23 protein-coding genes are annotated in these 25,573 nt (G+C 71.5%); 7 read left to right on the forward strand and 16 right to left on the reverse strand.

What is annotated here, in order from left to right; all coding sequences use genetic code 11:
- Positions 1-43 precede the first annotated feature (43 nt).
- The 4 genes from N4G63_RS11290 to N4G63_RS11305 are packed head-to-tail and all read right to left on the reverse strand — an operon-like array spanning position 44 to position 3,956.
- Positions 44-457, reverse strand: coding sequence for an acyl-CoA thioesterase (locus N4G63_RS11290; RefSeq protein WP_260788512.1), 414 nt, complete (start codon positions 455-457; stop codon positions 44-46).
- Entirely contained in the window at positions 454-1,227 is a 774-nt protein-coding gene (locus tag N4G63_RS11295; protein WP_260788513.1) for an SDR family NAD(P)-dependent oxidoreductase, read from the reverse strand. The genes N4G63_RS11290 and N4G63_RS11295 overlap by 4 nt, the downstream gene beginning before the upstream one ends.
- An 18-nt stretch (positions 1,228-1,245) precedes the next feature.
- Positions 1,246-3,126 (reverse strand): feruloyl-CoA synthase, encoded by a 1,881-nt coding sequence (locus N4G63_RS11300; RefSeq protein ID WP_314599686.1) that lies wholly within the window; start codon positions 3,124-3,126, stop codon positions 1,246-1,248.
- Positions 3,123-3,956, reverse strand: coding sequence for a crotonase/enoyl-CoA hydratase family protein (locus N4G63_RS11305; RefSeq protein WP_260788515.1), 834 nt, complete (start codon positions 3,954-3,956; stop codon positions 3,123-3,125). Before N4G63_RS11305 ends, N4G63_RS11300 begins: the two co-directional genes overlap by 4 nt.
- Positions 3,957-4,130: 174 nt before the next feature.
- Between N4G63_RS11305 and N4G63_RS11310 the strand changes: the two genes are divergently transcribed.
- A complete protein-coding gene (locus tag N4G63_RS11310) occupies positions 4,131-4,994 on the forward strand; it encodes an amidohydrolase family protein (RefSeq protein WP_260788516.1) in 864 nt (287 codons plus the stop codon).
- Positions 4,995-5,539: 545 nt separating this feature from the next.
- On the opposite strand, the gene N4G63_RS11315 is transcribed toward N4G63_RS11310, so the two are convergent.
- Both N4G63_RS11315 and N4G63_RS11320 read right to left on the reverse strand, forming a co-directional pair.
- Positions 5,540-6,439 carry a LytR/AlgR family response regulator transcription factor gene (locus N4G63_RS11315; RefSeq protein WP_443112029.1) on the reverse strand — a complete coding sequence of 300 codons (900 nt, stop codon included), beginning with the start codon at positions 6,437-6,439 and terminating at the stop codon, positions 5,540-5,542.
- Entirely contained in the window at positions 6,436-7,596 is a 1,161-nt protein-coding gene (locus tag N4G63_RS11320; protein ID WP_314599687.1) for a sensor histidine kinase, read from the reverse strand. The genes N4G63_RS11315 and N4G63_RS11320 overlap by 4 nt, the downstream gene beginning before the upstream one ends.
- A gap of 169 nt (positions 7,597-7,765) precedes the next feature.
- Here N4G63_RS11320 and argH point away from each other — a divergent pair, with 169 nt between their 5' ends.
- Positions 7,766-9,163, forward strand: a complete 1,398-nt coding sequence (argH, locus tag N4G63_RS11325; protein ID WP_260788518.1) for an argininosuccinate lyase — start codon at positions 7,766-7,768, stop codon at positions 9,161-9,163.
- Between the two features lie 48 nt (positions 9,164-9,211).
- Here the strand turns inward: argH and murB are convergent, their stop codons facing one another.
- On the reverse strand, positions 9,212-10,264 hold the full coding sequence (gene murB / locus N4G63_RS11330) for a UDP-N-acetylmuramate dehydrogenase (protein WP_260788519.1): 1,053 nt from the start codon (positions 10,262-10,264) through the stop codon (positions 9,212-9,214).
- A gap of 193 nt (positions 10,265-10,457) precedes the next feature.
- On the opposite strand from murB, the gene N4G63_RS11335 reads away from it, so the two are divergent.
- From N4G63_RS11335 to N4G63_RS11355, 5 genes are all read left to right on the forward strand, one after another.
- Positions 10,458-11,111: a putative pterin-binding protein gene (locus tag N4G63_RS11335; RefSeq protein WP_260788520.1), complete on the forward strand. Its 654-nt coding sequence runs from the start codon at positions 10,458-10,460 to the stop codon at positions 11,109-11,111.
- Positions 11,108-13,528: an ATP-binding protein gene (locus tag N4G63_RS11340; protein WP_314599688.1), complete on the forward strand. Its 2,421-nt coding sequence runs from the start codon at positions 11,108-11,110 to the stop codon at positions 13,526-13,528. Before N4G63_RS11335 ends, N4G63_RS11340 begins: the two co-directional genes overlap by 4 nt.
- Positions 13,529-13,627: 99 nt before the next feature.
- A complete protein-coding gene (locus N4G63_RS11345; RefSeq protein ID WP_260788523.1) occupies positions 13,628-14,128 on the forward strand; it encodes a YajQ family cyclic di-GMP-binding protein in 501 nt (166 codons plus the stop codon).
- Positions 14,125-14,850 carry a retropepsin-like aspartic protease family protein gene (locus N4G63_RS11350; protein ID WP_260788524.1) on the forward strand — a complete coding sequence of 242 codons (726 nt, stop codon included), beginning with the start codon at positions 14,125-14,127 and terminating at the stop codon, positions 14,848-14,850. Before N4G63_RS11345 ends, N4G63_RS11350 begins: the two co-directional genes overlap by 4 nt.
- 64 nt (positions 14,851-14,914) lie before the next feature.
- A complete protein-coding gene (locus tag N4G63_RS11355; protein ID WP_260788525.1) occupies positions 14,915-17,395 on the forward strand; it encodes a cache domain-containing sensor histidine kinase in 2,481 nt (826 codons plus the stop codon).
- Between the two features lie 54 nt (positions 17,396-17,449).
- Here N4G63_RS11355 and N4G63_RS11360 read toward each other — a convergent pair whose 3' ends face one another.
- From N4G63_RS11360 to N4G63_RS11400, 9 genes are all read right to left on the reverse strand, one after another.
- A complete protein-coding gene (locus tag N4G63_RS11360; RefSeq protein ID WP_314599689.1) occupies positions 17,450-17,941 on the reverse strand; it encodes an OsmC family protein in 492 nt (163 codons plus the stop codon).
- 85 nt (positions 17,942-18,026) lie between these two features.
- A complete protein-coding gene (locus N4G63_RS11365; RefSeq protein ID WP_260788716.1) occupies positions 18,027-19,037 on the reverse strand; it encodes an inorganic phosphate transporter in 1,011 nt (336 codons plus the stop codon).
- 11 nt (positions 19,038-19,048) lie between these two features.
- The gene (locus tag N4G63_RS11370; protein ID WP_314599690.1) at positions 19,049-19,696 is read right to left on the reverse strand and encodes a DUF47 domain-containing protein; all 648 of its coding nucleotides are present in this window, start codon (positions 19,694-19,696) and stop codon (positions 19,049-19,051) included.
- Between the two features lie 139 nt (positions 19,697-19,835).
- A complete protein-coding gene (folK, locus tag N4G63_RS11375) occupies positions 19,836-20,345 on the reverse strand; it encodes a 2-amino-4-hydroxy-6-hydroxymethyldihydropteridine diphosphokinase (RefSeq protein WP_260788717.1) in 510 nt (169 codons plus the stop codon).
- Between the two features lie 55 nt (positions 20,346-20,400).
- Positions 20,401-22,110: a polynucleotide adenylyltransferase PcnB gene (pcnB, locus tag N4G63_RS11380; RefSeq protein ID WP_260788527.1), complete on the reverse strand. Its 1,710-nt coding sequence runs from the start codon at positions 22,108-22,110 to the stop codon at positions 20,401-20,403.
- Complete coding sequence (locus tag N4G63_RS11385) at positions 22,107-22,778, reverse strand: histidinol-phosphatase (RefSeq protein WP_260788528.1); 672 nt, start codon at positions 22,776-22,778, stop codon at positions 22,107-22,109. The genes pcnB and N4G63_RS11385 overlap by 4 nt, the downstream gene beginning before the upstream one ends.
- On the reverse strand, positions 22,775-23,479 hold the full coding sequence (hda, locus tag N4G63_RS11390; RefSeq protein ID WP_260788529.1) for a DnaA regulatory inactivator Hda: 705 nt from the start codon (positions 23,477-23,479) through the stop codon (positions 22,775-22,777). Before hda ends, N4G63_RS11385 begins: the two co-directional genes overlap by 4 nt.
- 10 nt (positions 23,480-23,489) lie before the next feature.
- The gene (locus tag N4G63_RS11395; RefSeq protein ID WP_260788530.1) at positions 23,490-24,551 is read right to left on the reverse strand and encodes an AI-2E family transporter; all 1,062 of its coding nucleotides are present in this window, start codon (positions 24,549-24,551) and stop codon (positions 23,490-23,492) included.
- 155 nt (positions 24,552-24,706) lie between these two features.
- Positions 24,707-25,573, reverse strand: a complete 867-nt coding sequence (locus N4G63_RS11400; protein WP_260788531.1) for a SirB1 family protein — start codon at positions 25,571-25,573, stop codon at positions 24,707-24,709.

The raw sequence follows: 25,573 nt of genomic DNA on the forward strand, positions 1-25,573 counted from the left end.
GGTCAGGGGTGGGGGAAAAATTCGTGCGGCCCGCTCGCGCGGATCACAGGCACAGGGCCTGGATGTCTTCGGGGATCGGGATCGACCGGATACGGCCGTCGGCATCGCGCACGCAGAACGCGCGCGTCTCGGTGCCCTCGCACAGCAGCTCGTCGCCACGGCGCACCAGGTGGCGATGGCGGAAGGTCTTGCGCCCCCACTCCTCCACGCTGGTGTGGATCTCGATGGTTTCGCCATAGGTGGCGGGCTTCATGAAGCGGGTGTGGATCTCGAGCAGCGGTGTGCCGATGATGCCGCGGGTCTTGACCAGCTCACGCCAGGGCGGCACGCCGCAGGCCATGAAGAAGGCCAGCGAGGCGGTGTCCATCCACTTCGAGAAGTTGGGGAAGAACACGATGCCGGCCGGGTCGCAGTCGCCGAAGCAGACCTCGACGCGATGAACATGCAGCTTGCTCATCGCGCCGCCATGCGCAGAGAGCCATCGAGGCGGATGACCTCGCCGTTCAGGTGCACATTGCTCACGATGTGTGCGGCCAGCGCCGCAAACTCATCGGGTCGGCCCAGGCGCTTGGGGAACGGGATGCTGGCCGCCAGCGACTGCTGCACCGCCTCGGGCAGTTCCTGCATCAGCGGCGTGGCAAACAGGCCCGGCGCGATGGTGCAGCAGCGGATGCCGAACTGCGCCAGGTCGCGCGCCATCGGCAGCGTCATGCCCACCACGCCGCCCTTGCTGGCCGAGTAGGCCTGCTGGCCCACCTGGCCGTCAAACGCCGCCACCGAGGCGGTGTTGACCACCACGCCACGCTCGCCGTCGGCCAGCGGCTCGGCCTGGGCGATGCGCGCCGCGGCCAGGCGCGTGACGTTGTAGGTGCCGATCAGGTTGACGCGCACCACGCGCTCGAAGTCTTCCAGCGGCGCCGGCGAGCCGTCGCGCTGCACGATGCGCTTGGCGCTGCCGATGCCGGCGATGTTCATGACGATGCGCGCCACGCCGTGCGCGGCCTGCGCGGCATCGAGCGCGGCCGTCACCGACTCGGCGCTGGTGATGTCGCAGCGCAGGCCCAGGGCGGCATCGGCGCCGATCTCGGCCGCCACGCGCTGCGCGCCGGCCTCGTTGATGTCGAGTACCGCCACCTTGGCGCCCAGGCGCGCCAGCTCGCGGGCCACCGCCTCGCCCAGGCCCGAGCCACCACCGGTGACGAGGGCCGCTTGTCCGTGGATGTTCATCGCGTCAGGCTTTCCGGTTTACTTGGTCGGCAGGATCAGGAAGGGATCGCTCTCGCGCCCTTCGTACAGCGCCTCGACCAGCGCCGCGCGCGCGGCCAGCACCGCGCGCTGGTTGATCGAGTTCTTGTCTGTGACCTCGCCCTTGTCGATCTGCGGCGGCTCGGCCAGCACATGCAGGCGCGCCGGGCGGTTGGCGCTGCCGGTGCCGCCGGCCCACAGCTGATCGGCCAGCTGCTGGAAGAAGGCCCGCACCACCGGCAGGTGCAGCAGCTCGGGCAGGGGCACTGCGTCGCCCACGCCGGCCAGCCGGCGCACCTCGTCGGGCCGCGGAAACAGCAGCAGGCCGATCTCGTCGCGGTTGAGCCCGGTCACCACCACGTCCTGCACGCAGGGGTGGCCGGCGGCAATCACCTTGGCGCGCAGCGGGCCCACGCTGACGAAGGTGCCGGTGCTGAGCTTGAAGTCTTCGGCCGTGCGGCCGTCAAACACCAGGCCGCGCGTGGGATGCGCCGGATCGACGAACCTCACCGCGTCTCCGGTCTTGTAGAAGCCTTCGTCGTCGAAGGCCTCGCGGGTTTGCTCGGGCGCGCGCCAGTAGCCCGGCATCACGTTGGGGCCGCGAAAGCGGATCTCGGTCTTGGCGAACGGATCACCCGAGGTGTCGGGCACCAGCTTCACCTCCACGCCCGGCACCGGCAGGCCGATCCAGCCCGACTTGACATCGGTGCCCACGGCAAAGGTGCAGCTGGGCGCGGTCTCGGTCATGCCCAAGCCGGTGATGATGCGGATGCGCTCGCCCACCTCGGCCTCGGCCTGGGTGTCGAGCTTGTCCCACACCGCCTGGCTGAGGCCCGCACCAGCAAACATGAAGGCCTTGACCCGCGCAAACAGGCTGCGGCGCAGCACCGGGTCGGTGTCCATCGCGCTGGCGATGTCCTCGAAGCCCTTGGGCACGTTGAAGTACACGGTGGGCGAGATCTCGCGCAGGTTGCGCAGGGTCTCGGCCATGCCCTTGGGCGTGGGCTTGCCGTCGTCGATGTACAGCGTGCCACCGTTGTAGACCACGATGCCCACGTTGTGGTTGCCGCCGAAGGTGTGGTTCCAGGGCAGCCAGTCCACCAGCACCGGCGGTTCCTTGGCCAGGAAGTTCAGGCACTGGTGGATCATCTGCTGGTTGGCGCAGATCATCCGGTGGGTGTTGATCACGCCCTTGGGTGCCTTGGTGGAGCCTGAGGTGAACAGGAACTTGGCGATGGTGTCGGGGCCCACCTGGGCATGGGCGTTGGCAGCGGCCTCGCCCGGCACGGTGGCCAGCAGCTGATCCACGCTGAGCACCTGGCGGCCGGCGATCGTGCCCTCGGTCAGCACCACCGGCACGCTCGGGTCGAACACCGCCTCGATGGCCTTGGCATAGGCCGCCGACGAGGCAAACACCATGCCCGGCGTCACCGTGCTGGCGATGTGGCGCAGCTTGCCGTGGTCGGTGCTGATCAGCGAATAGGCCGACGAGATCGGCACATAGGGCACGCCCACCCACATGGCGCCAAAGGCCAGCGTGAGGTGCTCGATGTCGTTGTCGCTCAAGATGGCCAGCGGCCGCTCGGCCGACAGGCCATGCTCGATCAGCGCCTGGCCCACGGCCTGGATGCGCTGCAGAAACTGGCCGTAGCTCACGCGGCGCCAGTCGCCGTGGTGCGGCGCGCGGGCGTCGCGCCTGGCCACCAGCGTGCGCTCGGGCACCTCGGCGGCCCACTGCTCCAGCGGATCGGTCAGGCGATCCGGGAACCAGCGCAGCGCCTCGGTGGAACGCAGGATCTGCGTGCCATCGGCACGGGTCTCGATCGTGGCGTCGACGCAGCCTGCGACATCGGCGCTGCGGTAGCGGTGCGGCCCGCTCACAAGCCGCCCTCCTTGAGCACCTTGCCGGCCTTGCCTTCGAGAAAGGCGCGCAGCCGGGTCTGGGCCTCGGGCGTGTTGCTGGCGCAGGCGGCCATCAGCGATTCGGCAAACAGGCCCTCGCCGGGGTTCATCTCGGCAATGCGCGGCAGGGCGTGCATCACGGCAAAGGCACTCATCGGCGCATTGCCGGCGATCTTGCGTGCCAGCGCGATGCCCTTGGCCAGGCCCTCGCCATCGGCCACGCGGTAGTTCACCACGCCGTAGCGCTCGCCTTCATCCGCATCGAACACGCGGCCGGTGAGCATCATGTCGGTCATGCGGGCCGTGCCCATCAGGCGCGGCACGCGCACCGAGCCGCCACCGCCCACGAAGATGCCGCGCTGGCCCTCGGGCAGGCCGAAGTAGGCCGAGTCTTCGGCCACCCGCAGGTGGCAGGCCGCCGCCAGCTCGAGCCCGCCGCCCACCACCGCGCCGTGCAGCACGGCGATCACCGGCACCTTGCCGAACTGCACCGCGTCGAAGCAGGCATGCCAGCCGCGCGAGTGCAGGATGGCGGCCTGGATGTCGCGCTCGACCAGCTCCGACAAATCCAGCCCGGCGCAAAAGTGCTCGCCCGCGCCGCTCAGCACCACGGCACGCGTGCCTTCGGGCAGGTTGACGAAGGCCGTGTGCAGCTGGGCGATCAGGCCGTCGCTGATGGCGTTGCGCTTGGCCGGGCGGTTCAGCCGCAGGTGCAGCACCGCACCCGATTGCGAGACTTCCAGCAGGTCCAGCGTGGCCAGCAGGCCGGTGGCGGGCGCGAAAGCGGCCTGGGTGGCGTTGTCAGACATGCGGGCAGGCCTCTCGGTGAAGCGGATCGGGACTCTGGAACGACCGCAAAGATAGTTCAGTCTCTGAAATTAATGATCAGGGGAAACCCTGGAGAATTTCGTGTTGCACCGCCACAGAATTGCCGACGATGCCAGCGCTGCCTGGTTTCATTCCTGAACCATCGAGGACCTGCCATGAAGGCCGACGAGCTGATCGCCATCGACATCCACACGCATGCCGAGGTGTCGTGCTGGAACCCGTTCGACAACTACGGCGAGGAGTACGACCGCGCCGCCGACAAGTACTTCGGCAGCAACCGCCGGCCCACCATCGACGAGACGGTGGCCTACTACCGCGAGCGCAAGATCGGCCTGGTGATGTTCACGGTCGATTCCGAAGCCCAGCTCGGCCGTCGCCGCATCCCCAATGAAGAGATCTGCGAGGCCGCGCAGAAGAACAGCGACATGATGATCGCCTTCGCCAGCATCGACCCCCACAAGGGCAAGATGGGCGCCCGCGAGGCGCGGCGCCTGGTGGAAGAGCACGGTGTCAAGGGCTTCAAGTTCCATCCCACGGTGCAGGGTTTTCTGCCCTACGACCGGATGGCCTGGCCGATCTACGAGGTGATTGCCGAGCACAAGCTGCCGGCCATCTTTCACTCGGGTCACAGCGGCATCGGCTCGGGCATGCGCTGTGGTGGCGGCCTGCGCCTGCAAAACAGCAACCCCATGCTGCTGGAAGACGTGGCCATCGACTTTCCCGACATCGAGATCGTCATCGCCCACCCCAGCTGGCCTTGGCAAGATGAGGCGCTGTCGCTCGCCCTGCACAAGCCCAATGTGTGGATCGACCTGAGCGGCTGGAGCCCCAAGTACTTTCCGCCCCAACTCGTGCAGTACGCGAACACGCTGCTGAAGGACCGCATGCTCTTCGGCAGCGACTACCCGCTGATCACGCCCGAGCGCTGGATGAAAGACTTCGACGAGGCCGGCTTCAAGGACAAGGTGAAGCCGCTGATCCTGAAAGAAAACGCGAAGCGGCTGTTGAAGCTGGGTTGATCGTGTTCGCGGCCCGGCCGCTTGTGGGCGTGGGCCGGCCGCTTGTGTGCCTGGACCGAGCCAGCGATCGGTCCGGGTGGCGGGTGCAGCGGGCCCGATCGCCCCACCACCGTGGCATGCCGCCATGCCGTGCCGGGCCACTGGATCGCGCTGCGGCCACCGATTCGCGTGTGTCACCGATTCGTGCCCTGCCACCACCGTGCCGGCCAGGCCGTGCCCGGATGCTTGGCGTTGCGAATCTGCGCCGGCGAGGCGCGCAGCGGGTGTGGCCGCGGGCGTGAGCCCGCATCCAAGCTCTGACTCGCATCGCTTGTCTGAGCGCAGTGAGCGGCAGCGAACGCAGCGAGTTGCGATGCGTGGCCACGCCTGCGAGCACCGCAGCGCAGTCGGCCGCCGCGCGGCCGACCGGCGCAGTTGAGCAGCGCCAGGCACCCGGGCACGGCCTGGCTTGCGCCAACCCCGGCAAGCCCCAACCCCGGCCACACCGCAACCTCAGCAACCTCAGCAACCTCAGCAAGCAAGCAAGCAAACAAGCCAAGCTGCCCCTACCGCAACGCCTCCCGCACCGCCGCCACCTGCCGCCGCGACACCGCCAGCGTCTGGCCGTCGGACAGGCGCACCACCCAGTTCTCGCCGCCCTCGACATCGGCAGACGGTGCCGAATCGGCCGCCCGCTCCAGCGCCCGCACCGCTGCCCGCGCCACGATGGCATTGCGGTGCACGCGCAAGAAGCCCGGCCCCAGCCGCGGCTCCAGCTCGGCCAGTGACTCGTCCAGCATCCAGCGGCCCTGGGTCGAGCTGGTCAGCTTGACGTACTTCAGCTCGGCCTTCAGCGACAAGACCTCGGCCAGCGGGATGCGCTGCACACGGCCGCGGTGGCTGAAGCTCAGCACCTCGGCATCGGCCGGCTGGGCCGCCAGCCCGGGCTCGCCGGTGGCGGTGGCGGTGGCGGTGGCCAGGCTTGGCACAGGCGCCTCGGGCAAGGCCGCCAGGGCCGTCGCCGGCGGCAGCCGCCGCGCCGCCCGCAGCAATGCAGCCTGCAGCCGGTCGCGCCGCACCGGCTTGGTCAGGTAGTCGGTGGCGTCCAGATCGAAGGCGGCCAGCGCATGTTCGGCATGCGCGGTCACAAACACCACCTGCGGCGGCTGGCCCAGCGCGCGCAGCGCGGCGGCCGTGCGCAGGCCGTCGCGGCCGGGCAGCGCAATGTCCAGCAGCACCAGATCGCAGGGCGTGTCGGCCAGGCGCGCCAGCGCCGCATCGGCATCACCGGCCTCGCCCACCACCTCGCAACGCGGCAAGGGCTGGGTGCCGGGCGGGCCTGGATCGGCCGCAGCGGCCTCGGCACTCAGCTGCCTGAGCAGGGTCATCAGGCGCATGCGGGCCAGCGGCTCGTCGTCCACGATCAGCACCCGCAGCGCGGCCATGGCCAGCGGCGCCGGGCTCACAGCGGCACCGCGATGCGGGCATGCCAGCGCCCGTCTTCGATCTTGGTGTCCAGCGTGGCGGCCAGGTCGTGCATCAGGTGCAGGCGCTCGCGCACATTGGCCAGCGCCATGCCGGCGCCGGCCTCGCCGGTGCCCTCGGCCTCGTCGGGCAGGGTGTTGATCACCACCACCTCGGCCATGCCGCGGTGCACGCGCGTGCGCACCAGCACCTTGCCGCCCCGCGCCGCCGGCTCCACGCCATGGCGCACCGCGTTTTCCACCAGCGGCTGCAGCACCAGCGGCGGCAGGCGGGCAAAGGCGGCGTCGGGGTCGAGGTCCCAGCGCAGATCCAGTCGCTCGGCAAAGCGCAGCTTCTCGATGGCCAGGTAGCGCTGCGCCAGGTCGATCTCATCGTCCAGCGTCACCGCGGTGCCGGTTTCGGCCAGTGCGGCGCGAAACAGCGCCGACAGGTCTTCCAGCACCACCTCGGCGCGCGCCGGGTCCACCTGCACCAGGGCCAGCGCGGTGTTCAGCGCGTTGAACAGAAAGTGCGGCCGGATGCGCGACTGCAGCTCCGACAGCCGCGCCCGCGCATCGGCCGGGCGCGCCAGCGCCAGGCGCAGCCGCAGCCAGGCCCACAGCACGCCAGCCAGCGCCGCACCGGCCAGCGCCGTCACGGTGGCGGCCCAGGCGCCGGGCTCGGCCACGCCCAGCGCCAGCGCCAGGGCCCAGCCGGCCAGGGCCGCCAGGGCGCCCAGCAGCCACACCGCGGCGCTGGCCACGGCCGCGCGCAAGCGCATCAGGCGCGGCTGCAGCCGGCACACCGCGGCCAGCCACAGCAGGCTGGCCAGCAGGGCCGCACAGGCCGGGCCGCTGGCCCGCAGCAGCGCGTCGCGCCAACCCGTGGCCAGCGGCAGGCTGGCCAGCGCCACCACGCCCTGCACGAACAGCAGCACACGCAGGCTGGTGGCCGGCTGGCACAGCGCAAAGGCCGGGCCGCGCGGCGCGGGCGCAGCGCCATCGCGCTCGGGATCGAAGCTGCTGATCACGCCCTGCTGCTGCGCAGCCTCCAGCGGATGGGCCGAGTCGGGCCACAGGCTGTCGGGGCGCGTGTTCAGGTCGCCGGCCTCTGGGGCGGCGGCGGGGCGGGTGGGTTCGGTGGCGGGCGGGCGCGGCATCGGGCAGACGTCAGAGCCGCCGGATAATACGGTCCAGCGCGCCCCAGGCCCCTGCGTCACATCCGGCGCTGCCGGCCCGGGCGCGCAGCGGCACGCGGCCACCTGCGGCGCGCCCGCCTGCTGCCCTTTTGCTGCCCACTGCCTGCGCCCGCCCGGCGCCTCCCATCCCATGTCCGGCAACCAACTCGACAAGAAATCCCAGGCCTGGTCGGCCCTGTTCTCCGAGCCGATGAGCGAGCTCGTCAAGCGCTACACCGCCAGCGTCGATTTCGACCAGCGCCTTTGGCGCGCCGACATCCAGGGCAGCCTGGCCCACGCCGGCATGCTGGCCGCGCAAGGCATCATCGGCGCGCAAGACCTGGCCGACATCCAGCGCGGCATGGCCCAGATCACGGCCGAGATCGAGGCCGGCCAGTTCGAGTGGAAGCTCGACCTGGAAGACGTGCACCTCAACATCGAAGCCCGCCTCACCCAGCTGGTGGGCGATGCCGGCAAGCGCCTGCACACCGGCCGCAGCCGCAACGACCAGGTGGCCACCGACGTGCGCCTGTGGCTGCGCGGCGAGATCGACGCGCTGGCCACGCTGCTGCTCGACATGCAGCGCGCACTGGTGGCGGTGGCCGAGAAGAACACCGAGACCGTGATGCCCGGCTTCACCCACCTGCAGGTGGCTCAGCCGGTGAGCTTTGCGCACCACCTGCTGGCCTATGTGGAGATGTTTGCGCGCGACGCCGAGCGCCTGGCCGATGTGCGCAAGCGCCTCAACCGCCTGCCGCTGGGCGCCGCCGCGCTGGCCGGCACCAGCTACCCGCTGGACCGCGAGGCCGTGGCCGCCGCGCTGGGCTTCGACGCCGTGTGCGAGAACAGCCTCGACGCCGTGAGCGACCGCGACTTCGCGATGGAGTTCCTGGCCTGGGCCGCGATCACCATGGTGCATGTCAGCCGCATGGCCGAGGAGCTGGTGCTGTGGATGAGCCAGAACTTCGGCTTCATCGACCTGGCCGACCGCTACTGCACCGGCTCCAGCATCATGCCGCAGAAGCGCAACCCCGACGTGGCCGAACTGGCGCGCGGCAAGAGCGGCCGCGTGGTCGGCCACCTGATGGGCCTGATCACCCTGATGAAGGGCCAGCCGCTGGCCTACAACAAGGACAACCAGGAAGACAAGGAACCGCTGTTCGACACCGTGGACACGCTGGCCGGCACCCTGCGCATCATGGCCGAGATGGTGGCCGGCATCACGGTCAAGCCCGCCGCGATGCAGGCCGCCGCCCGGCGCGGCTACGCCACCGCCACCGATCTGGCCGACTACCTGGTGAAGAAGGGACTGCCCTTTCGCGATGCGCACGAGGTGGTGGCCCATGCGGTCAAGCTGGGCCTGCAGCGCGGCCTGGATCTGTCCGAGCTGTCGCTGGCCGAGCTGAAGGCCCTGCATCCGCTGGTGGGCGACGACGCGCCCGAGGTGCTCACCCTGGTGGGCAGCCTGAACGCACGCAATGTGCGCGGCGGCACCGCGCCGGCCCAGGCCCTGGCCCAGGTGGCGCGGCACCGGGCGCGCCTGGGCTGAGGCCCGCCGCGGGCAGGCGCCGGCGCGCCGGCGCAGGCCTGCCGAGGCTCAGAGGATCACCGGCTCCGGCTCCAGCCGGATGCCGAAGCGGCCGTACACGCTCTCCTGGATGGCGCGCGCCAGCGTCACCACCTCGGCGCCGGTGGCGCCGCCGCGGTTCACCAGCACCAGGGCCTGGCGTTCGTAGACGCCGGCACGGCCGATCGACTTGCCCTTCCAGCCGCAGGCATCGATCAGCCAGCCCGCGGCCAGCTTGAAGCGGCCGTCGGGCAGCACGTAATGCACCACGTGCGGATCGCGCGCGATGATGTCGTGGCACTGCTCGGCGCTGACCACCGGGTTCTTGAAGAAGCTGCCGGCATTGCCGATCAGCGCCGGATCGGGCAGCTTGGCGCGGCGGATGGCGCAGACCCAGTCGAACACGGTGCGGGCATCGGGCGCATGGTTGCCGGTCTCGTGCATGCGGCGCTCAAGGTCGAGGTAGCCCAGCACCGGCTGCCAGGGCCGCGGCAGGCGCAGGCGCACCCGCGTGATCACGCTCTTGCCGGCCAGACCGCCTTGCGCGGCGTCGCGCTTGAACAGGCTGTCGCGGTAGGCAAAGCGGCAGGCCGCATGGTCGAGCGTGACGGTGCGGCCGGTGATCAGGTCCACCGCGTCCAGGCTGTGGAAACGCTCGGCCAGCTCGAGCCCGTAGGCGCCGATGTTCTGCACCGGCGCGGCACCCACGGTGCCCGGAATCAGCGCCATGTTCTCCAGGCCGGGCCAGCCCTGGTCAAGCGTCCAGGCCACCGCGTCGTGCCAGCGCTCGCCGGCGCCGAACTCGACGATCCAGGCCTCGTCGGTCTCGGCCACCAGGCGCCGACCGGTCACCGCCACATGCAGCACCACGGCCTGCGGGTCGCGGGTCAGGACGATGTTGCTGCCGCCGCCCAGCACCAGCTTGGGCGCACGGCCCCACTCGGGGTGCTCGAGCATGCGGCGCACGTCGGCGTCGCTGCGGATGTGCACCAGCGTGCGGGCCACGGCCGGCAGGCCGAAGGTGTTGTAGTCGCGCAGGCTGGCCGCCTGATCGACCGACAGCGTGGACGGAACCGAAGACATTGCGGCATTTTCGCCCAAGCGCCCGCCCCGCCGGGTGGCACACTCGCGGCAGCCCGTGCCGCCCGCCTTGTTGCACGCCCCGTGTGGCTGCGCCGCCGCCGCCGGCTTGCGCACACCGGCGCTGTCCGCCTGTGGCCCGGCCGGCCTGCGGCCCAGCCGCCACCCACCCGATCGCCGATCCGCCCGCCACGCCATGAGCCGTCTGCCTGCCGATTGCCCCACCCGCGCCGCATGCCGCCCACCGGCCGCCACGCCACGGCGCCGCCAGGCCTTGCTGGCCCTGGCCGCGCTGCTGGGTGCAGCGGCCGGGCCCTTGCCGACGCAAGCGCAGGCAAACGCACAGGCACAGGCACAGGCACAGGCTCAGCCACCAACGCCGGGGCGGGCGCCCGGGCCGGGCAAGGCCGCGCTGCTCAAGCCGCCGCAGGGCAAGGTGCTGCTGTCGGTCAGCGGTGCCATCGGCATCACCAATGCACCGGGCCGGGCCGATTTCGACCTGGCCATGCTCGACGCGCTGCCGCAGCATGGCTTCACCACCGCCACGCCGTGGTTCAAGCAGCCGCGGCGTTTTTCGGGGCCGCTGCTGCGCGATGTGCTGGCCGCCGCCGGCGCGCAGGGCAAGACCCTCAAGGCCGTGGCGCTGAACAACTACAAGGCCGAGATTCCGGCCGCCGACGCGCAGGCCTTCAAGATGCTGATGGCCACCCGGCTCGACGACAAGCCGATGTCGCTGCGCGAGAAGGGGCCGCTGTTCATCATCTACCCCTTCGACGACAACGCCGATCTGCGCCAGGAGCGCTACTACAGCCGCTCGGCCTGGCAGCTGCGTGCGCTCGAGGTGAAGTGAGCGGCCCGGCTGGCGGCCGCACACGCCGATCGCCCCCCTGGCTGCTGGTCATCGGCCTGGGCCTGGTGCTGGCCTTTGCCGGCATCGCCTTCGTGCAGTACCGCCAGGTGATGCTGCTGTCCAGCCAGGTGCGCTACGAGGGCGACAACCTGGTCTGGAGCTTCTTCCAGCTTGAAAGCGAGTACCTGCTGCTGCGCGACCACCTGCGCGACAGCCGGCGCTACCCCGAGCGCGACAACAGCGAGGCGCTGCGCTTTCGCTACGAGCTGTTCGCCAGCCGCCTGCCGCTGGTCGACCCCGAGCGCACCCGCGCCATCGTCGAGATCGGCGCCGAGCACGAGCGCACCATCGCCGCCTTGCGGGCCTTTGTCACGCGGCACGATCCGCTGCTGTCGGAGCAGGCCCGCAGCCGGCTCGAGCCGGCGCAGGTGCGCGCCATCCTGGCCGAGTTCGACCCGCTGTACGACCCGATCCACGATCTCACGCTGCTGGCCAACCAGATCGTGGCCGCGCAGATCGCCCGCCGCAACGACGCGGTGCGCGCGCAAAGCCGCGTGGCCATCGGGCTGACGCTGTTCCAGAGCCTGCTGACCCTGGCCTTTGCGATGCTCACGGCGCGCCAGTCGGCCGCGCTGCGCCGCCGCCGCAGCGAGCTCGAGCAGCTGGCCGAGCGCCTGCAGCAGGCGCGGCTGGAGGCCGAGAGCGCCAGCCAGGCCAAGAGCGCCTTCCTGGCCAACATGAGCCACGAGCTGCGCACCCCGTTCAACGGCATGCTGGGCATGCTGGCGGTGCTGGAGCGCAGCCCGCTCAGCCCCGAGCAGGCCGAGCAGCTGCGCACCGCGCGCGAATCGGCCACCCACCTGCTGGAGCTGCTGAACGACATCCTCGACATCTCCAAGCTCGAATCCGGCCGGCTCGACGTGCACCCCGAGCCCCTGGCGCTGGCCCGCCTGCTGGAAGAAGTGCGCGTGCCGATGGCCGCCGCCGCCGATGCCCGCGGCCTGCGGCTGAGCGTGGCCGTGGCCGACGACGTGCCCGCCGCTGTGCTGGCCGACGGCAAGCGGCTCAAGCAGATCCTGTTCAACCTGCTGGCCAATGCGGTGAAGTTCACCGACCAGGGCCAGGTCTCGCTGCAGGTGCGCTGCGATGCCGGCGCGCCCCCTGCGCCAGGCCTGCAGGCGCTGAGCTTTGCGGTCAGCGACACCGGCGTGGGCATCGACGACGCGCTGAAGGCGCGGCTGTTCCAGCGCTTTGGCCAGGGCGATACCGGCACCGCGCGGCGCTACGGCGGCACCGGCCTGGGGCTGGAGATCTCGCGCAACCTGGCGCGGCGCATGGGGGGCGACATCGCCGTGCGCAGCCAGCCCGGCGAAGGCTCGACCTTCACGCTGCAGCTGGCCCTGCCACCTTGCCCGCCCCCGGTGGCCGAGGCGCCCGCCAGCGCCGGCGCCGCCGCGCTGCAGGCGGCCCCCCACACCGGCCGGCTGCGCCTACTGGTGGCCGACGATCACCCGGTCAACCGCCGCGTGATGGCGCTGCTGCTCGAACGCATGGGCCACGAGGTGCTGCTGGCCGCCGACGGCGTGCAGGCGCTGGCCAGCGTGCAGAGCGAGCAGCCAGACCTGGTGTTCATGGACCTGCACATGCCGGTGCGTGACGGCCTGGAAACCACCCGCGCGCTGCGCCTGCTGCCGCCGCCGGCCGGCCAGGTGCCGGTGGTGGCGCTCACCGCCGATGCCTTTGCCGAGACCCGCGAGCTGGCGCTGGCCGCCGGCATGGACCACTTCCTGTCCAAGCCGGTGCGGCCCGAGGACATCGAGGCGCTGCTGGCCCAGCGTTTCGGCCTGCCCCCTGCCCGCCCGGACGACACCCCGTCTTGCGGGGCTTCGGCGCCGCCAGCCAGGGTGGATACTGGGCCTGGCGCCGAGGCCCCGGCCCTGGCGCCGCCCCCCGCCGCAGAACCGATTGCCGCCGCCGTGTGCCCTGCCGCCCCATCCCCTGACGCACCGTCACCTGCCAGCGCCGCGCCGCCCAGCCCGGCACGGCGCCGCTTTCGCGCTGCCGACGTGGCGGCGCACCTCGACATGGCCATCATCGGCGAGGTCTGCGTGGGCGTCTCGCTGGCCGGCTACCGCAGCGTGCTCGGCGGCTTTTTCGCCGACGAATCGGGCAGCCAGGCGGCACTGCTGGCCGCGCTCGACGCCGGCCAGGCCGATCGCCTGCGTGCGCCGGCCCATGCCATCAAGGGCAGCGCCGCCAGCCTGGGCCTGCGCGCGCTGCACGACACCGTGCGCGAGGCCGAGCAGCAGGGCGCCGGCTGGAGCGCCGAGCGCTGCACCACCACCGCGGCCGCGCTGCGCGAGCAGCTGCTGGTGGCCCGCGGCCTGCTGGCGCGCATGGGCTTCATCGAGGGCTGAGCGCCGCCTCCGCTCATCGTGGGGGCCAGCGGCGCCCGGCAGCCTGGGCCCGTGGCAGAATTTTCAGGCTCTGCCACCGTCTGCCTGCCCCACGCCACCATGCCCAGCTTCGACACCGTTTTGGAACCCAACCTCGTCGAGCTGCGCAATGCCGTCGACCAGAGCAACAAGGAGATCGGCACGCGCTTCGACTTCAAGGGCTCGTCGGCGCGCATCGAGAGCACCGAGCAGGGCCAGGAGCGCACGCTCGAGCTGCATGCCGACAGCGATTTCCAGATCGCCCAGGTGCGCGACGTGCTGCTGGCCAAGCTCACCAAGCGCGCGGTGGATGTGCGCTTTCTCGACCTGAGCGCCAAGATCGAGAAGATGGGCGGCGACAAGGTGCGCCAGGTGCTCAAGGTGCGCCAGGGCATCGACAGCGACACCGCCAAGAAGATCCAGGGCCTGATCAAGCAGAGCAAGCTCAAGCTGCAGGCAGCGATCCAGGGCGACACGGTGCGGGTCACCGGCGCCAAGCGCGACGACCTGCAGGCCGCCATGGCCCTGCTGCGCAAGGACGTCACCGACTTCCCGCTGGCCTTCAACAACTTCAGGGAATGACCCCCCTGCGAAGCGCCGGCGGCGCCTGCCCTCCAGGGGGGCAGCGCCCCTGGCCCGGCACAGCCCGGTTCTTGGCGCTGGCCGGGCTGGGCCTGGCGCTGTGCATGGGGCCGGCACGGCCGGCCGCCGCGCAGAGCGTCTCGCTGGCCGGCAGCATGGGCACCGGCCGCGCGCTGCTGATGATCGACGGCCAGCCGCAGACACTGGCCGTGGGCGCCTCGGCGCGCGGCGTCACGCTCAAGCGCCTGGGCGACGGCGAGGCCGAGGTCGAGGTGGCCGGCCAGCGCCGCCTGCTGCGCCTGGGTGCGGCACCGGCGCAGGTGGGCGGCGGCAGCGGCGACTCGGCGCTCAGCGGCACCGTCATCGTGCTGCCGGCCGGCCAGGGCGGGCACTTCGTCACCCAGGGCCTGATCAACGGCCGCTCGGTGCAGTTTGTGGTCGACACCGGTGCCACCTATGTGGCGCTGAGCCAGTCCGAGGCCAACCGCATCGGGCTCGACTGGAAAAACGGCACCCGCAGCCTCACGCAAACGGCCAACGGCACGGTGCCGGTGCACCAGATCATGATCAGCTCGGTGAAGATCGGCGGCGTCGAGGTGGCCAATGTGCGCGCCACCGTGGTGCCGGCCGAGATGCCGGTGGTGCTGCTGGGCAACAGCTTCCTCGACCGCTTTGCGATGCGCCGCGACGGCGACATCATGCGTCTGGAGAAGAAGCCCTGATCGCCCGCCTGGCGCCCCGATTGCGGGGGTTGGGCCAGCCGATGCGGCCGCTAAGCTCGGCGCCGTGAATCCGCAAGAGACACGGTCCCCAAGCTCGGCGCGCAGCGCCGATGCGCGGCAGTTTCCGGGTGCCACGCTGGCGCCGCAGGCGGCCCAGGGCGCCGATGCCTTGCCGATCTGGCTGCACAGCAGCGCGGCGCTGGTGGGCACGCTGCTGCTGATGCTGCTGGCCCTGGCGGTGGGTGCCGGCTTCCTGGCCGTGGAGCGCCATGCGCTGCACGAGGCCGCGGCCGACCAGAGCGAGCTGTTCGCCCGGGTGCTCGAAGACCAGGCCAACCGGACCTTCACCACCATCGACCTGTCGCTGGCCAGCACCGCCGACAACCTGGTCGCCCACCCCGAAGCCCTGGACAGTGCGGCGCTGGGCACGGTGCTGCAGCGCACGCTGCAAGGCCAGCCCTACCTGCGCAGCCTGAGCCTGGTGGATGCCGCCGGCCGCGTGCTGGCCAGCTCGAACGCCGAAAACGTCGACCGCGTGATCGCGCGGTCGCGCCTGCTGCCGGGCAACCAGCGCGCCGGGCTGGGCGCGCTGCTGCCGGCCCGCGACCTGTCCGATCTGGCCGACCCGGCGGGCGGCAGCGCCGCGGCACCGGCCGCGCTGTCACGGGCCGCCATGCTGCCGCTGGTGCGCCCGCTGCACGGCGCCGCGGCGGGCACACCGGTGCCGCCCGCGCTGGCCGGCGCCTGGCTGGTGGCGGTGGTGCACGCCGACTACTTTGCCAACCAGTACCAGCTGATGGTGGGCGACATGCCGCTGCGCGCCGCCTTGCTGGGCTACGACCGCCGGCTGATCGCCGCCAGCGAGGATGTGCACCTGGCGCCCGGCGAGCCGGTGCGCGCCAACGTCATCTTCGAGCGCTTCCTGCCCGAGCACGAGAAGGGCCGCTTCGAGGGCGCGGGGGTCGACGGTGCACCGGTGCTGGCCACCTTCCGCTCGGCGCGCCGCCATGCGCTGGTGCTGCTGGCCGAGGTGCCGCAGGCCGCGGTGGACGCGCAGATGGCGCGCGCCCTGCGCACCACCGGCCTGGCCACGCTGGGCGTGCTGCTGCTGATCGCGGTGCTGGGCCTGCTGGCCTGGCGCAGCCTGCGCGGCCATGCCCAGGTGCGCGCGCGCCTGGCCCGCGCGCACGACCGCATGGCCGCCCAGCATGCCTTCACCGAGCGTCTGTTCGAGCTGTGCCCGGTGCCGATGGTGGTCAAGGACGGCGAGGGCCGCTTCGTGCAGGTCAACAAGGCCTTCACCGAGCTCACCGGCCTGCCGCCCGAGCGGGTCATCGGCCGCACCATGCGCCGCCTGTATCCGGCCCACCTGGCCGCCCCGGTGGATGCGCAGGAGCGGCTGGCACTGGCGCAGCGCCAGCCGGCGAGCTTCGAGCAGCCGCTGCTCGACGCCGACGGCCTGCCGCGCGACGTGCTGATGCGGGTGACGCCCTACACCGGCGAGGACGGCCGCGTGGCCGGCCTGATCGGCTGCTTCACCGATGTGAGCGAGTTCCGCGAGGCCGAGGTGCGCACCCAGCAGGCGCGACTGGCGGCCGAGCGCGCCAACAGCGCCAAGAGCGAGTTCCTGGCCAACATCAGCCACGAGCTGCGCACGCCGCTGCAAAGCATCATGGGCTACTCCGAGCTGGGGCTGGCGCGCACCGCCGGCGACCGCCGGCTGCAGACCATGTTCACCGACATCCACGCCGCCGGCACGCGCATGCTGGCGCTGGTGAACAACCTGCTCGACCTGTCGCGGCTGGAGTCCACCGTGGGCCACATCCGGCTGCAGCCGGTGGATCTGGCGCCCGGCCTGCTGGCCGTGCGCGACGAGCTGCAGCCGCTGGCCGCGCGCCGCGGCATCCACCTGGTGCCGCCGGCCGATCCGCAGCCGCTGTGGACGCTGGCCGATCCGGTGCGGCTGCAGCAGGTGCTGCGCAACCTGCTGGCCAACGCCCTGCGCTTTGCACCCGATGCCAGCGACGTGCGCATCGACTGGCGCACCACGGCCGAGGGCCGCCACCTGATCAGCGTGCGCGACTGCGGCCCGGGCATCCCCGACGACGAGCTCGACTCGATCTTCGGGGCCTTCGTGCAGTCGTCGCGCACCAAGGACGGCGCCGGTGGCACCGGCCTGGGCCTGGCCATCTGCCGCAAGATCGTGCAGGCCCACCGCGGTCGCATCCGCGCCAGCAATGCGCCGGGCGGTGGCGCCTTGTTCGAGATCCGCCTGCCGGCCATCGACATCCCGCGCGGCAGCCTGGCCACCGGCAGCGACGACGCGGTGGACGAAGCGGCGGACGAAACGACCGGCACCGCGGGCATGGCCCGGCCCGCGGCCCAGCAACCAGCCCCGCAACCAGCCCCGCAACCAGCCCAGCCAACGGCCCATGCAGCGCCTGTTGCGGCGGCAGCACCGGCCGCCGATGCGCCCGATCTGCCCTGGCCCCGCACCGACAGCGCAGACGACGCGGCCTGGCGCCGGCCGTCCACCACGCCCTGAGCGCCGCCGCCGGCCCGACGGCCGGCGCGCGCCCCAGCATCGGGTGCAGCCGGTTCAGCCGGGCTGACCGGGCGGCTGCCCCTCGAACACCGGCTCGCAGCGCAGCTCGGTGCGCACCGAGTGGGCGATGAAGCAGGCCTCGTGCGCGGCATGGTGCAGGCGCTGCACCTCGGCCACATCGGGCTGGCGCTCGCCGGCCCAGCGCACGGCCGGGCGCAAGGTGACCTCGGTCATGGCCTGGCGGCCCTGGGCATCGCGCGCCAGCACGCCTTCGGCCTGGTCGCGGTAGTCGTCCACCACCCAGCCGGCGCGGCAGGCCAGATCCAGAAACCACAGCATGTGGCAGCTCGACAGCGAGGCCACGAAAGCTTCCTCGGGGTCCACCGCGGCGGCCTGCGACATCGGCAGCGGCACCACCTGCGGCGACGACGAGGCCGGCACCTCCACACCACCGTCGAACAGCCAGCGGTGGGCGCGGCTGTAGCGCCGGTCGGCAAAGGCGTCGTCGTGGCGCTGCCAGGCGATGGTGGCGGTGTAGCGTGACATGGTGGGTCTGGGTCTGCTGACGGGGCCGCCAGCCTAACCCAGCCGGCGGCCGGCCCGGCGCGCGCGCCGGGCGGCTGCCGTCACGTCAATACAGCGTGAAGCTGGCCCAGTAGGCCACCGCGGCCACGAAGGCCGAGGCCGGGATGGTGAGCACCCAGGCCCAGACGATGTTGCCGGCCACGCCCCAGCGCACCGCCGAGGCGTTGCGCACCGAGCCCACGCCGACGATGGCGCCGGTGATGGTGTGGGTGGTGCTCACCGGAATGCCCAGCGCGGTGGCCAGAAACAGCGTGATCGCGCCACCGGTCTCGGCACAGAAGCCGCCCACCGGCCGCAGCTTGGTGATGCGCTGGCCCATGGTCTTGACGATGCGCCAGCCGCCAAACAGCGTGCCCATGCCGATGGCCAGATAGCAGCTCCAGATCACCCAGCCGGGCGGCGCCTGGTCACCCGCGCCGATGTAGCCGGAGGCCACCAGCAGCATCCAGATGATGCCGATGGTCTTTTGCGCATCGTTGCCGCCATGGCCCAGCGAGTACAGGCCGGCCGACACCAGCTGCAGCCGGCGGAACCAGCGGTCGACCTTGAGCGGCGTGGTGCGGCGGCAGATCCAGGCCACCAGCACCATCATCAGCGAGCCCAGGATGAAGCCCAGCGCCGGCGACACGAAGATGAAGGCCACGGTCTTGAGGATGCCGGCACCGATCAGCTGGCCGGCGCCGGCCTTGGCGATCACCGCGCCGCAGATGCCGCCGATCAGCGCATGCGAGCTCGACGAGGGGATGCCGTAGAACCAGGTGATGACGTTCCAGGTGATCGCGCCCACCAGCGCGCCGAAGACCACCTGGTGGTCGATGATGCCCGGCTCGGCAATGCCCTTGCCCACGGTGGCCGCCACCTTGAGCTGGAACACCGTGATCGCGATGACGTTGAAGAAGGCCGCAAACAACACCGCCTGCTGCGGCTTGAGCACGCCGGTGGAAACCACGGTGGCGATCGAGTTCGCCGCGTCGTGGAAGCCGTTCATGAAGTCGAAGACCAGGGCCAGGGCCACCAGCATGGCCACGGTCCAGAAACCGATCTGCAGCGCGTCCATCGCGGCGGCGATCAGGAGTTCTCGAGGACGATGCCCTCGATGATGTTGGCCACGTCCTCGCAGCGGTCGGAGATCGACTCGAGGTGCTCGTACACCGCCTTCAGCTTGATCAGCTCGCGCACGTCGATGTTGTCGCGAAACAGCTTGCTCATCGCCGAGCGCATCACGCGGTCGGCATCGCTTTCGAGGCGATCGATCTCCTCGCAGGTCTTCAGCGCGGCTTCGGCCACCGCCGCCTGGTTGAGCTTGGGCAGCAGGGTCACCGCGTGCTGCACGCGCTCGCAGCAGCGGGCGCTGATCTCGGCCAGGCGCACCACGTCTTCGTTCATGCGCTGCAGGTCGTACAGCGCCATCACCTCGGCCGAGTCCTGCAGCAGGTCGAGGATGTCGTCCATGGCATTGATCAGGCCGTGGATCTGCTCGCGGTCGAGCGGCGTGATGAAGGTCTTGTGCAGCAGCCGGTTGACATCGGCGGTGATGCGGTCGGCCTGCTTCTCGGCGTGGTCGACCTCGTTGGCGTATTTCTCGCGCAGCACCGGGTCGGCATAGTGCGTCACCAGCTGCCCGAACGAACGCGCGCCTTCGGCAATGTGTTGCCCATGCTCGTTGAACATGGCGAAAAAGTTGCCTTCGCGCGGCAGCAGCTTGCCGAACAGCATGGGTGGGCTCCGAGGGTGGGGGTGGCGGCGGACGCGGTCAACGACCCGTCGGTGCGTCACCGAATTGTCATCATCCTGTTGTTTTTTTATTGTAGGCCTGCCGCGTGCCGTCCAGTGCCCTGCCTTGCCACCCTGGGGCTTACACCCGCAAGCCGATGGCGCCATCGGCCGGCAGGCGCTCGATGCGCTGCGCGGCCACGGCCGGCAGATGATCGGCCAGCGCGCCCAGGCCGGGCACGCACAGCGCCGGCCGCAGCTCCAGCAAGGGCCGCAGCACAAAGGCGCGCAGGTGCAGGCGCGGATGCGGCAGCCACAGCGCCGGGCTGCTGCGCTGCAGCGGGCCGTGCAGCAGCAAGTCGAGGTCGAGCGTGCGCGGCGCGTTCAGGTAGGGCCGCGCACGGCCGTGCTGGTGCTCGATGGCATGCAGCGCGGCCAGCAGCGCCTCGGGTGGCGGCACGCCATCCAGCCAGGCCACGGCGTTGTAGAAGTCGGGGCCGTCGGCATCGACCGGCGCGCTGCGGTACAGCGCCGAGCAGGCACGCACGCGGCAGCCAGGCAGCGCGGCCAGGGCGTCCAGCGCCGCCTGCAGCGTGGCCGGCGCGTCGCCCAGGTTGGCCCCCAGGCCCACCAGGGCTTCACCGGTCGCCAGCGAGCTGGCGGCCCGTTCGCTGGTTGGCGGCGCCAGCGAGCTGGCGGCCGCGTGATCAGGCGGCGTCGCCACCACCGGCTGGGGCTGCACCCTGCCCGCCACCGGCCGGCTTGCGGCGGCGGCGGCGGCGCTTGCGGGCCGGCGCGCTGCCACCCTCGGCGGCCTCGCCGGCCGGGCCGTCATCGGGCTCGCTGGCGTCGTCGTCGCCCGCGGCGTCGGCGGCTGTGTCGATGGCGGTGGCGGTATCGGCATCAGCGGGCGCGGCGCCCGGCGCGGCCACGGGCGCCGGCTTGGCGGCAGCCTTGGGCACACGGCGCTGCGCGGGGCGCTGGGCCTCGCGCAGCGCGCTCAGCAGGGCTTCGCGGTCATCGTCGCTGCCCAGCGAGAAGTCTTCCCACCAGTCGGCCAGCTCGGCCGGCGCCTCGCCCACATCGGCGCGCAGGCGCAGAAAGTCGAAGCCGGCGCGAAAGCGCGGCTGCTCGATCATGGTGTAGGCGGTGTTGGGCTGCCGGCGCTCCAGGCGCGGCTGCATCATCCAGATCTCGCGCATGTCGGCACCCAGCTTGCCGCGGCCCGAGACATCGCCGATGCGGGCATCGAACACCCCGTCCACCGCGCCCTGCAGCGCCGGCACGGTGTGCTCGCCGGCCTCGCGGCGCTCGGTCCAGCCGTCCAGCACGTCGTGCCACAGCAGGCAGGCCAGCAGGAAGCTGGGCGCCACCGCCTTGCCTTCGCCCACGCGGCGGTCGGTATCCGACAAGGCCATGCGCACGAAGGCCATGCGCCGCTCGGCCGCGTCGCTGCCGCGGCGGGCGTCGAACACCGCCTCCAGCACCGGGAACACGCCGCGGTGCAGGCCGTGCTTTTGCAGCACCTCCAGGCTGGCCAGCGCGTGGCCGGTCTGCAGCAGCTTGATCATCTCGTCGAACATGCGCGAGATCGGCACATCGGCCAGCTGCGGCACGATGGCCGGGATGGGCGCGGCCGTCTCGGCATCGAGCTCGAAGCCCAGCTTGGCCTCGAAGCGGATGGCCCGCAGGATGCGCACCGGGTCTTCGCGGTAGCGCGTGGCCGGGTCGCCGATCAGGCGCAGGCGCTTGGCCTTCACGTCGGCCAGGCCGCCGTGGTAGTCAACCACGATCTGGGTCTCGGGGTCGTAGTACATGGCGTTGACCGTGAAGTCGCGGCGCGCGGCGTCCTCGATCTGCGGGCCCCAGACGTTGTCGCGCAGCACGCGGCCGCTGGCGTCCACCGCATGCGCCTGGCCGGCCAGCTCGGCCTTGCTGGTCTTCTCGTTGCCGCCCACCTGGGTGGCATCGCTGGCGTCGAGGTAGGCGCGGAAGGTCGAGACCTCGATCACCTCGTGGTCGCGGCCACGGCCATGCACCACGTGCACGATGCGGAAACGCCGGCCGATGATGAAGGCGCGGCGGAACTGCGCCTTGACCTGCTCGGGCGTGGCATCGGTGGCCACGTCGAAGTCCTTGGGCGCGCGGCCCACCAGCAGGTCGCGTACCGCGCCGCCCACGATGTAGGCCTGGTAGCCGGCCTGCTGCAGCGTGCGCACCACCTTGATGGCGCGCTCGTCCACCAGCTGGCGGTCGATGCCGTGCTCGGAGACCGGCACCTCCACGCGCTTTCCCAGCGGGATCTTGGGTCGCGCCGGAGCGCCTGCCGGTGCCGCGGCGCCGGGTGTGACGGCCGCGGCCGCTTGGGCCGTGGCATCGCCCTGGCCGAGCAGGCGCTGGATCAGCTTCTTGATCATTGGTCGAACAACCTCAGGATGCGCCAGCCACGTTCACGCGCGATGGTCTCGAGCGCCGGGCCGGGGTTGGTGGCCACCGGCTCGCTCACCCGTTCGAGCAGCGGCAGGTCGTTGGTGGAATCACTGTAGAAAACGGTGCGCGCAAAGTCGCCGAAGGCATGGCCGCGCGCAGCCAGCCAGTCGTCGACGCGCGCGATCTTGCCTTCGCGGAACGAGGGCACGCCGGCAATGCGCCCGGTGGCATGGCCCGCGGCGTCGCGCTCGAGCGCCACCGCGATCAGCTCTGGCACGCCGAAGGCCGTGGCCACCGGCCGCGTAACGAACTCGTTGGTGGCGGTGACGATGGCCACCAGGTCGCCGGCCTGCTGGTGCGCACGCACCAGTTCGAGCGCCTGCGGCTGGATCATCGGCGCCATCACCTCGGCCATGAAACGCTCGCGCGCGGCCTGCTGCTCGGCCAGCGGCCGCGCACGCCAGGCATGGGTGGCGAACTCGACATACGCGTCGATGTCCAGACAACCGGCCAGGTACTGCTGGTAGAAGGCGTCGTTGCGACGGGCGTGCTCGGCGGCATCGACCCAGCCGAGCGCGATCATGAAGGCGCCGAAGGCGTGGTCGGAGTCGCCGGGGATCAGCGTGCCGTCCAGGTCGAACAGGGCCAGGTTCATCGGGCCGCCTCCGCCGGGCCGGCCAGCGTGCTGTCTTCGGCCAGCATCTTCTTGAGCAGCGGCACGGTGATGGCGCGGTGCTCGGCCAGCGCAAATTCATCCAGCCGATCGAGCATGGCCATCAGGTGCCCCAGGTTGCGGGTGAAACGGGTGAGCAGGTAGTCCATCACGTCGTCAGAGAGAAAGATGCCGCGGCGGTCGGCCTCGCGGCGCAGCGCGCTGCGGGTCTCGGCCTCGCCCAGCGGCTGCAGCGCGAAGATGTGGCCCCAGCCCAGACGGGTGCGCAGGTCGTCGCGCAGCGGCAGGTCGACCGGCGGCTGGCGGCCGGCGGCCAGCCACTGCACGCCATGCGTGCCGGCGTCGATGAACAGCGCAAAGGCCGCCTGCTGGCGTGCGGCATCCAACTGCTCGCAACGATCCACCACCACCAGCGACCAGGCCTCGTCAAAGCCCCAGGGCAGCGCGTCGGCGGCGTCGAACCAGCCCACACGCTCGCCGCTGGCCTGGCGCTCGGCGGCCAGCGCGCGCAGCAGGCGCGTCTTGCCACTGCCGGTTTCGCCCCACAGGTACACCGGCGCGGCGGCCACGCCATCCAGGCCCAGGCCGCGCAGGTGCTGCACCGCGGCGGCGTTGGCGCCCACCAGCACGGTGTCGAAGCGCTCGGCCGGTGGCGGCGCAATGGGCAGCGGCATCTGCTTCATGACGGGCGGCTCATCCGCGGTAGATCTCGCTGGCCACATAGGCCGCCCGAAGCCGCCGCGCCGCCACCACCGCCACCGCACTGGCCGGCAAGGCCACCAGCACGCCGACAAAACCGAACAGCTGGCCGAAGGCCATCAGCGCGAAGATCACCGCCAGCGGCGACAGGCCGATGCGCTCGCCCACCAGGCGCGGCGTGAGCACGAAGCTTTCGAGCACCTGGCCGGTGCCGTAGATCAGCGCCACCCAGCCGAGTGCGGCCAGCGTGCCGAACTGCAGCAGCGCGGCCAGCACCGCCAGCGCCAGGCCCAGGCCGAAGCCGATGTAGGGCACAAACACTGCCAGCCCGGTGAACACGCCCACCGGCAGCGCCAGGTCGAAGCGCGCCAACGCCAGGGCCGCGGCATAGAACAGCGCCAGCGCCACCATCACCAGCACCTGGCCGCGCAGGTACTGGCCCAGCACCGCGTCGCACTCGTCCAGAAAGGCGATCACCGGCGCACGCAGGCGCGGCGGCACCAGCGCCTGCAGCCGCGCCACCAGGGCCGACCAATCGGACAACAGGTAGAACAGCACCACCGGCACCAGCACCGCATTGCCCACCAGCGACAGCATCACGCTGCCACCCAGGCGCGCCGAGCTGAGCGCGGCGGCCAGCCAGTCGTCGCCCTTGTCGTCGAGCAGTTGCACCAGCCAGGCCTTCAGGCTGGCCAGATCCAGGTTGACCTGGATGCCGAACTGCGCCAGCCAGGGCGCCAGCGTGTGGTCGAGCCGGTCGAGCAGCGGCGGGATCTGCGCCTTCAGCGCCGGCACTTCCTTGATCAGCACCGGCACCAGCAGCAGCAGCAGCGACAGCGCCGCCAGCAGCGCCAGCACCTCGACCAGCAGCACCGCCAGCACCCGCGGCAGCCCGCGGCGCGCCAGGCGCTCGACCATCGGGTGCAGCACATAGGCCAGCACCGCGGCCACCAGAAAGGGCGTCAGCACCGGTGCCAGCAACCACAACAGCAAGGCCGCCGCCAGCGCAAGGGCAGTCCAGGTGAGCGTTTGTCGTTGTGTGGGGCTGAGGGTCATCGGCGGGCGCGAGCGCACTGCGCGGCGGGCCGACGCGATCGATCGGCCGGGATTGCCGGGCCCGGTGGGCCTGGCGCAAACATGCACGCGCAGCCCGCGCAAGCCCGTGGGGGCCGCGCGGAATCGGCGATTGTAGGCGGCGCGGCGGCGCGCCTTCAGTGCAGGCGCGGCGCGCCGTTGCGGCGCAGCTCGGCCAGACGCTCACGCAGCGCGGCGGCGTCGTCGGCACCCGGCGCCCCGGCCAGGTAGGCCTCGAGATCGGCCACCGCCTCGCCATGGCGGCCCAGCTCGGCCCACACCAGGCCGCGGTCACGGCGCTCTTCGGCGGCGGCCGGCAGCAGCAGCACCAGGCGCTGCTGCACGGCCAGCAGGCGCAGCCAGTCTTCGGCGCTGCGGTGGATCTCTTTGAGGTTGCGCAACAGCCGGGCCAGCACGTCGCGGCCCGGCGCCGCCTGCAGAAACAGGCCCAGCGGCGCCTCGAAGTCGCCCTCCAGCCCCTGGCGGCGGCGGTAGGGCTGCAGCCGCTCGTCGAGCTCTTCGCGCGACAGCGAGCGGCCGTTGAACGGATCGAGCAGCACCTCGCCCTGCGGCAGCCGCAGCTTGACCAGGAAATGCCCTGGAAACGACACGCCATGCGCCGACAGGCCGAGCTGGCCGGCCAGCTCGATGTAGACCAGCGCCAGCGTGATCGGGATGCCGCGCCGGCTGGCCAGCACCGCATGCACGTAGCTGTTGTGGCGGTCGTAGTAGTCGTTGATGTTGCCGGCAAAGCCCAGCTCGTCGAAGAAGTAGCGGTTGAGCGCGCGCACCCGGGTGAGCGCCGAGGCATCCACCGGCAGCCGCGCCTTCAGGCGTCCGGCCAGGCGGTCGAGGTCGCCCAGCACGGCCTGCACGTCCAGGCCCGGCACGTCGTCCTGGGCCACGCAGATCGCCGCCTCGAGCAGCGCAAAGCCCTCGTCTTCGGCCACCAGGTTGGCGAAGTACTCGAGTGCGCCGGGCGGATGCAGCGGCAGGTGTCGCAT

The organism is Aquabacterium sp. OR-4, assembly GCF_025290835.2.
Classification (GTDB): Bacteria; Pseudomonadota; Gammaproteobacteria; order Burkholderiales; family Burkholderiaceae_C; genus Pseudaquabacterium.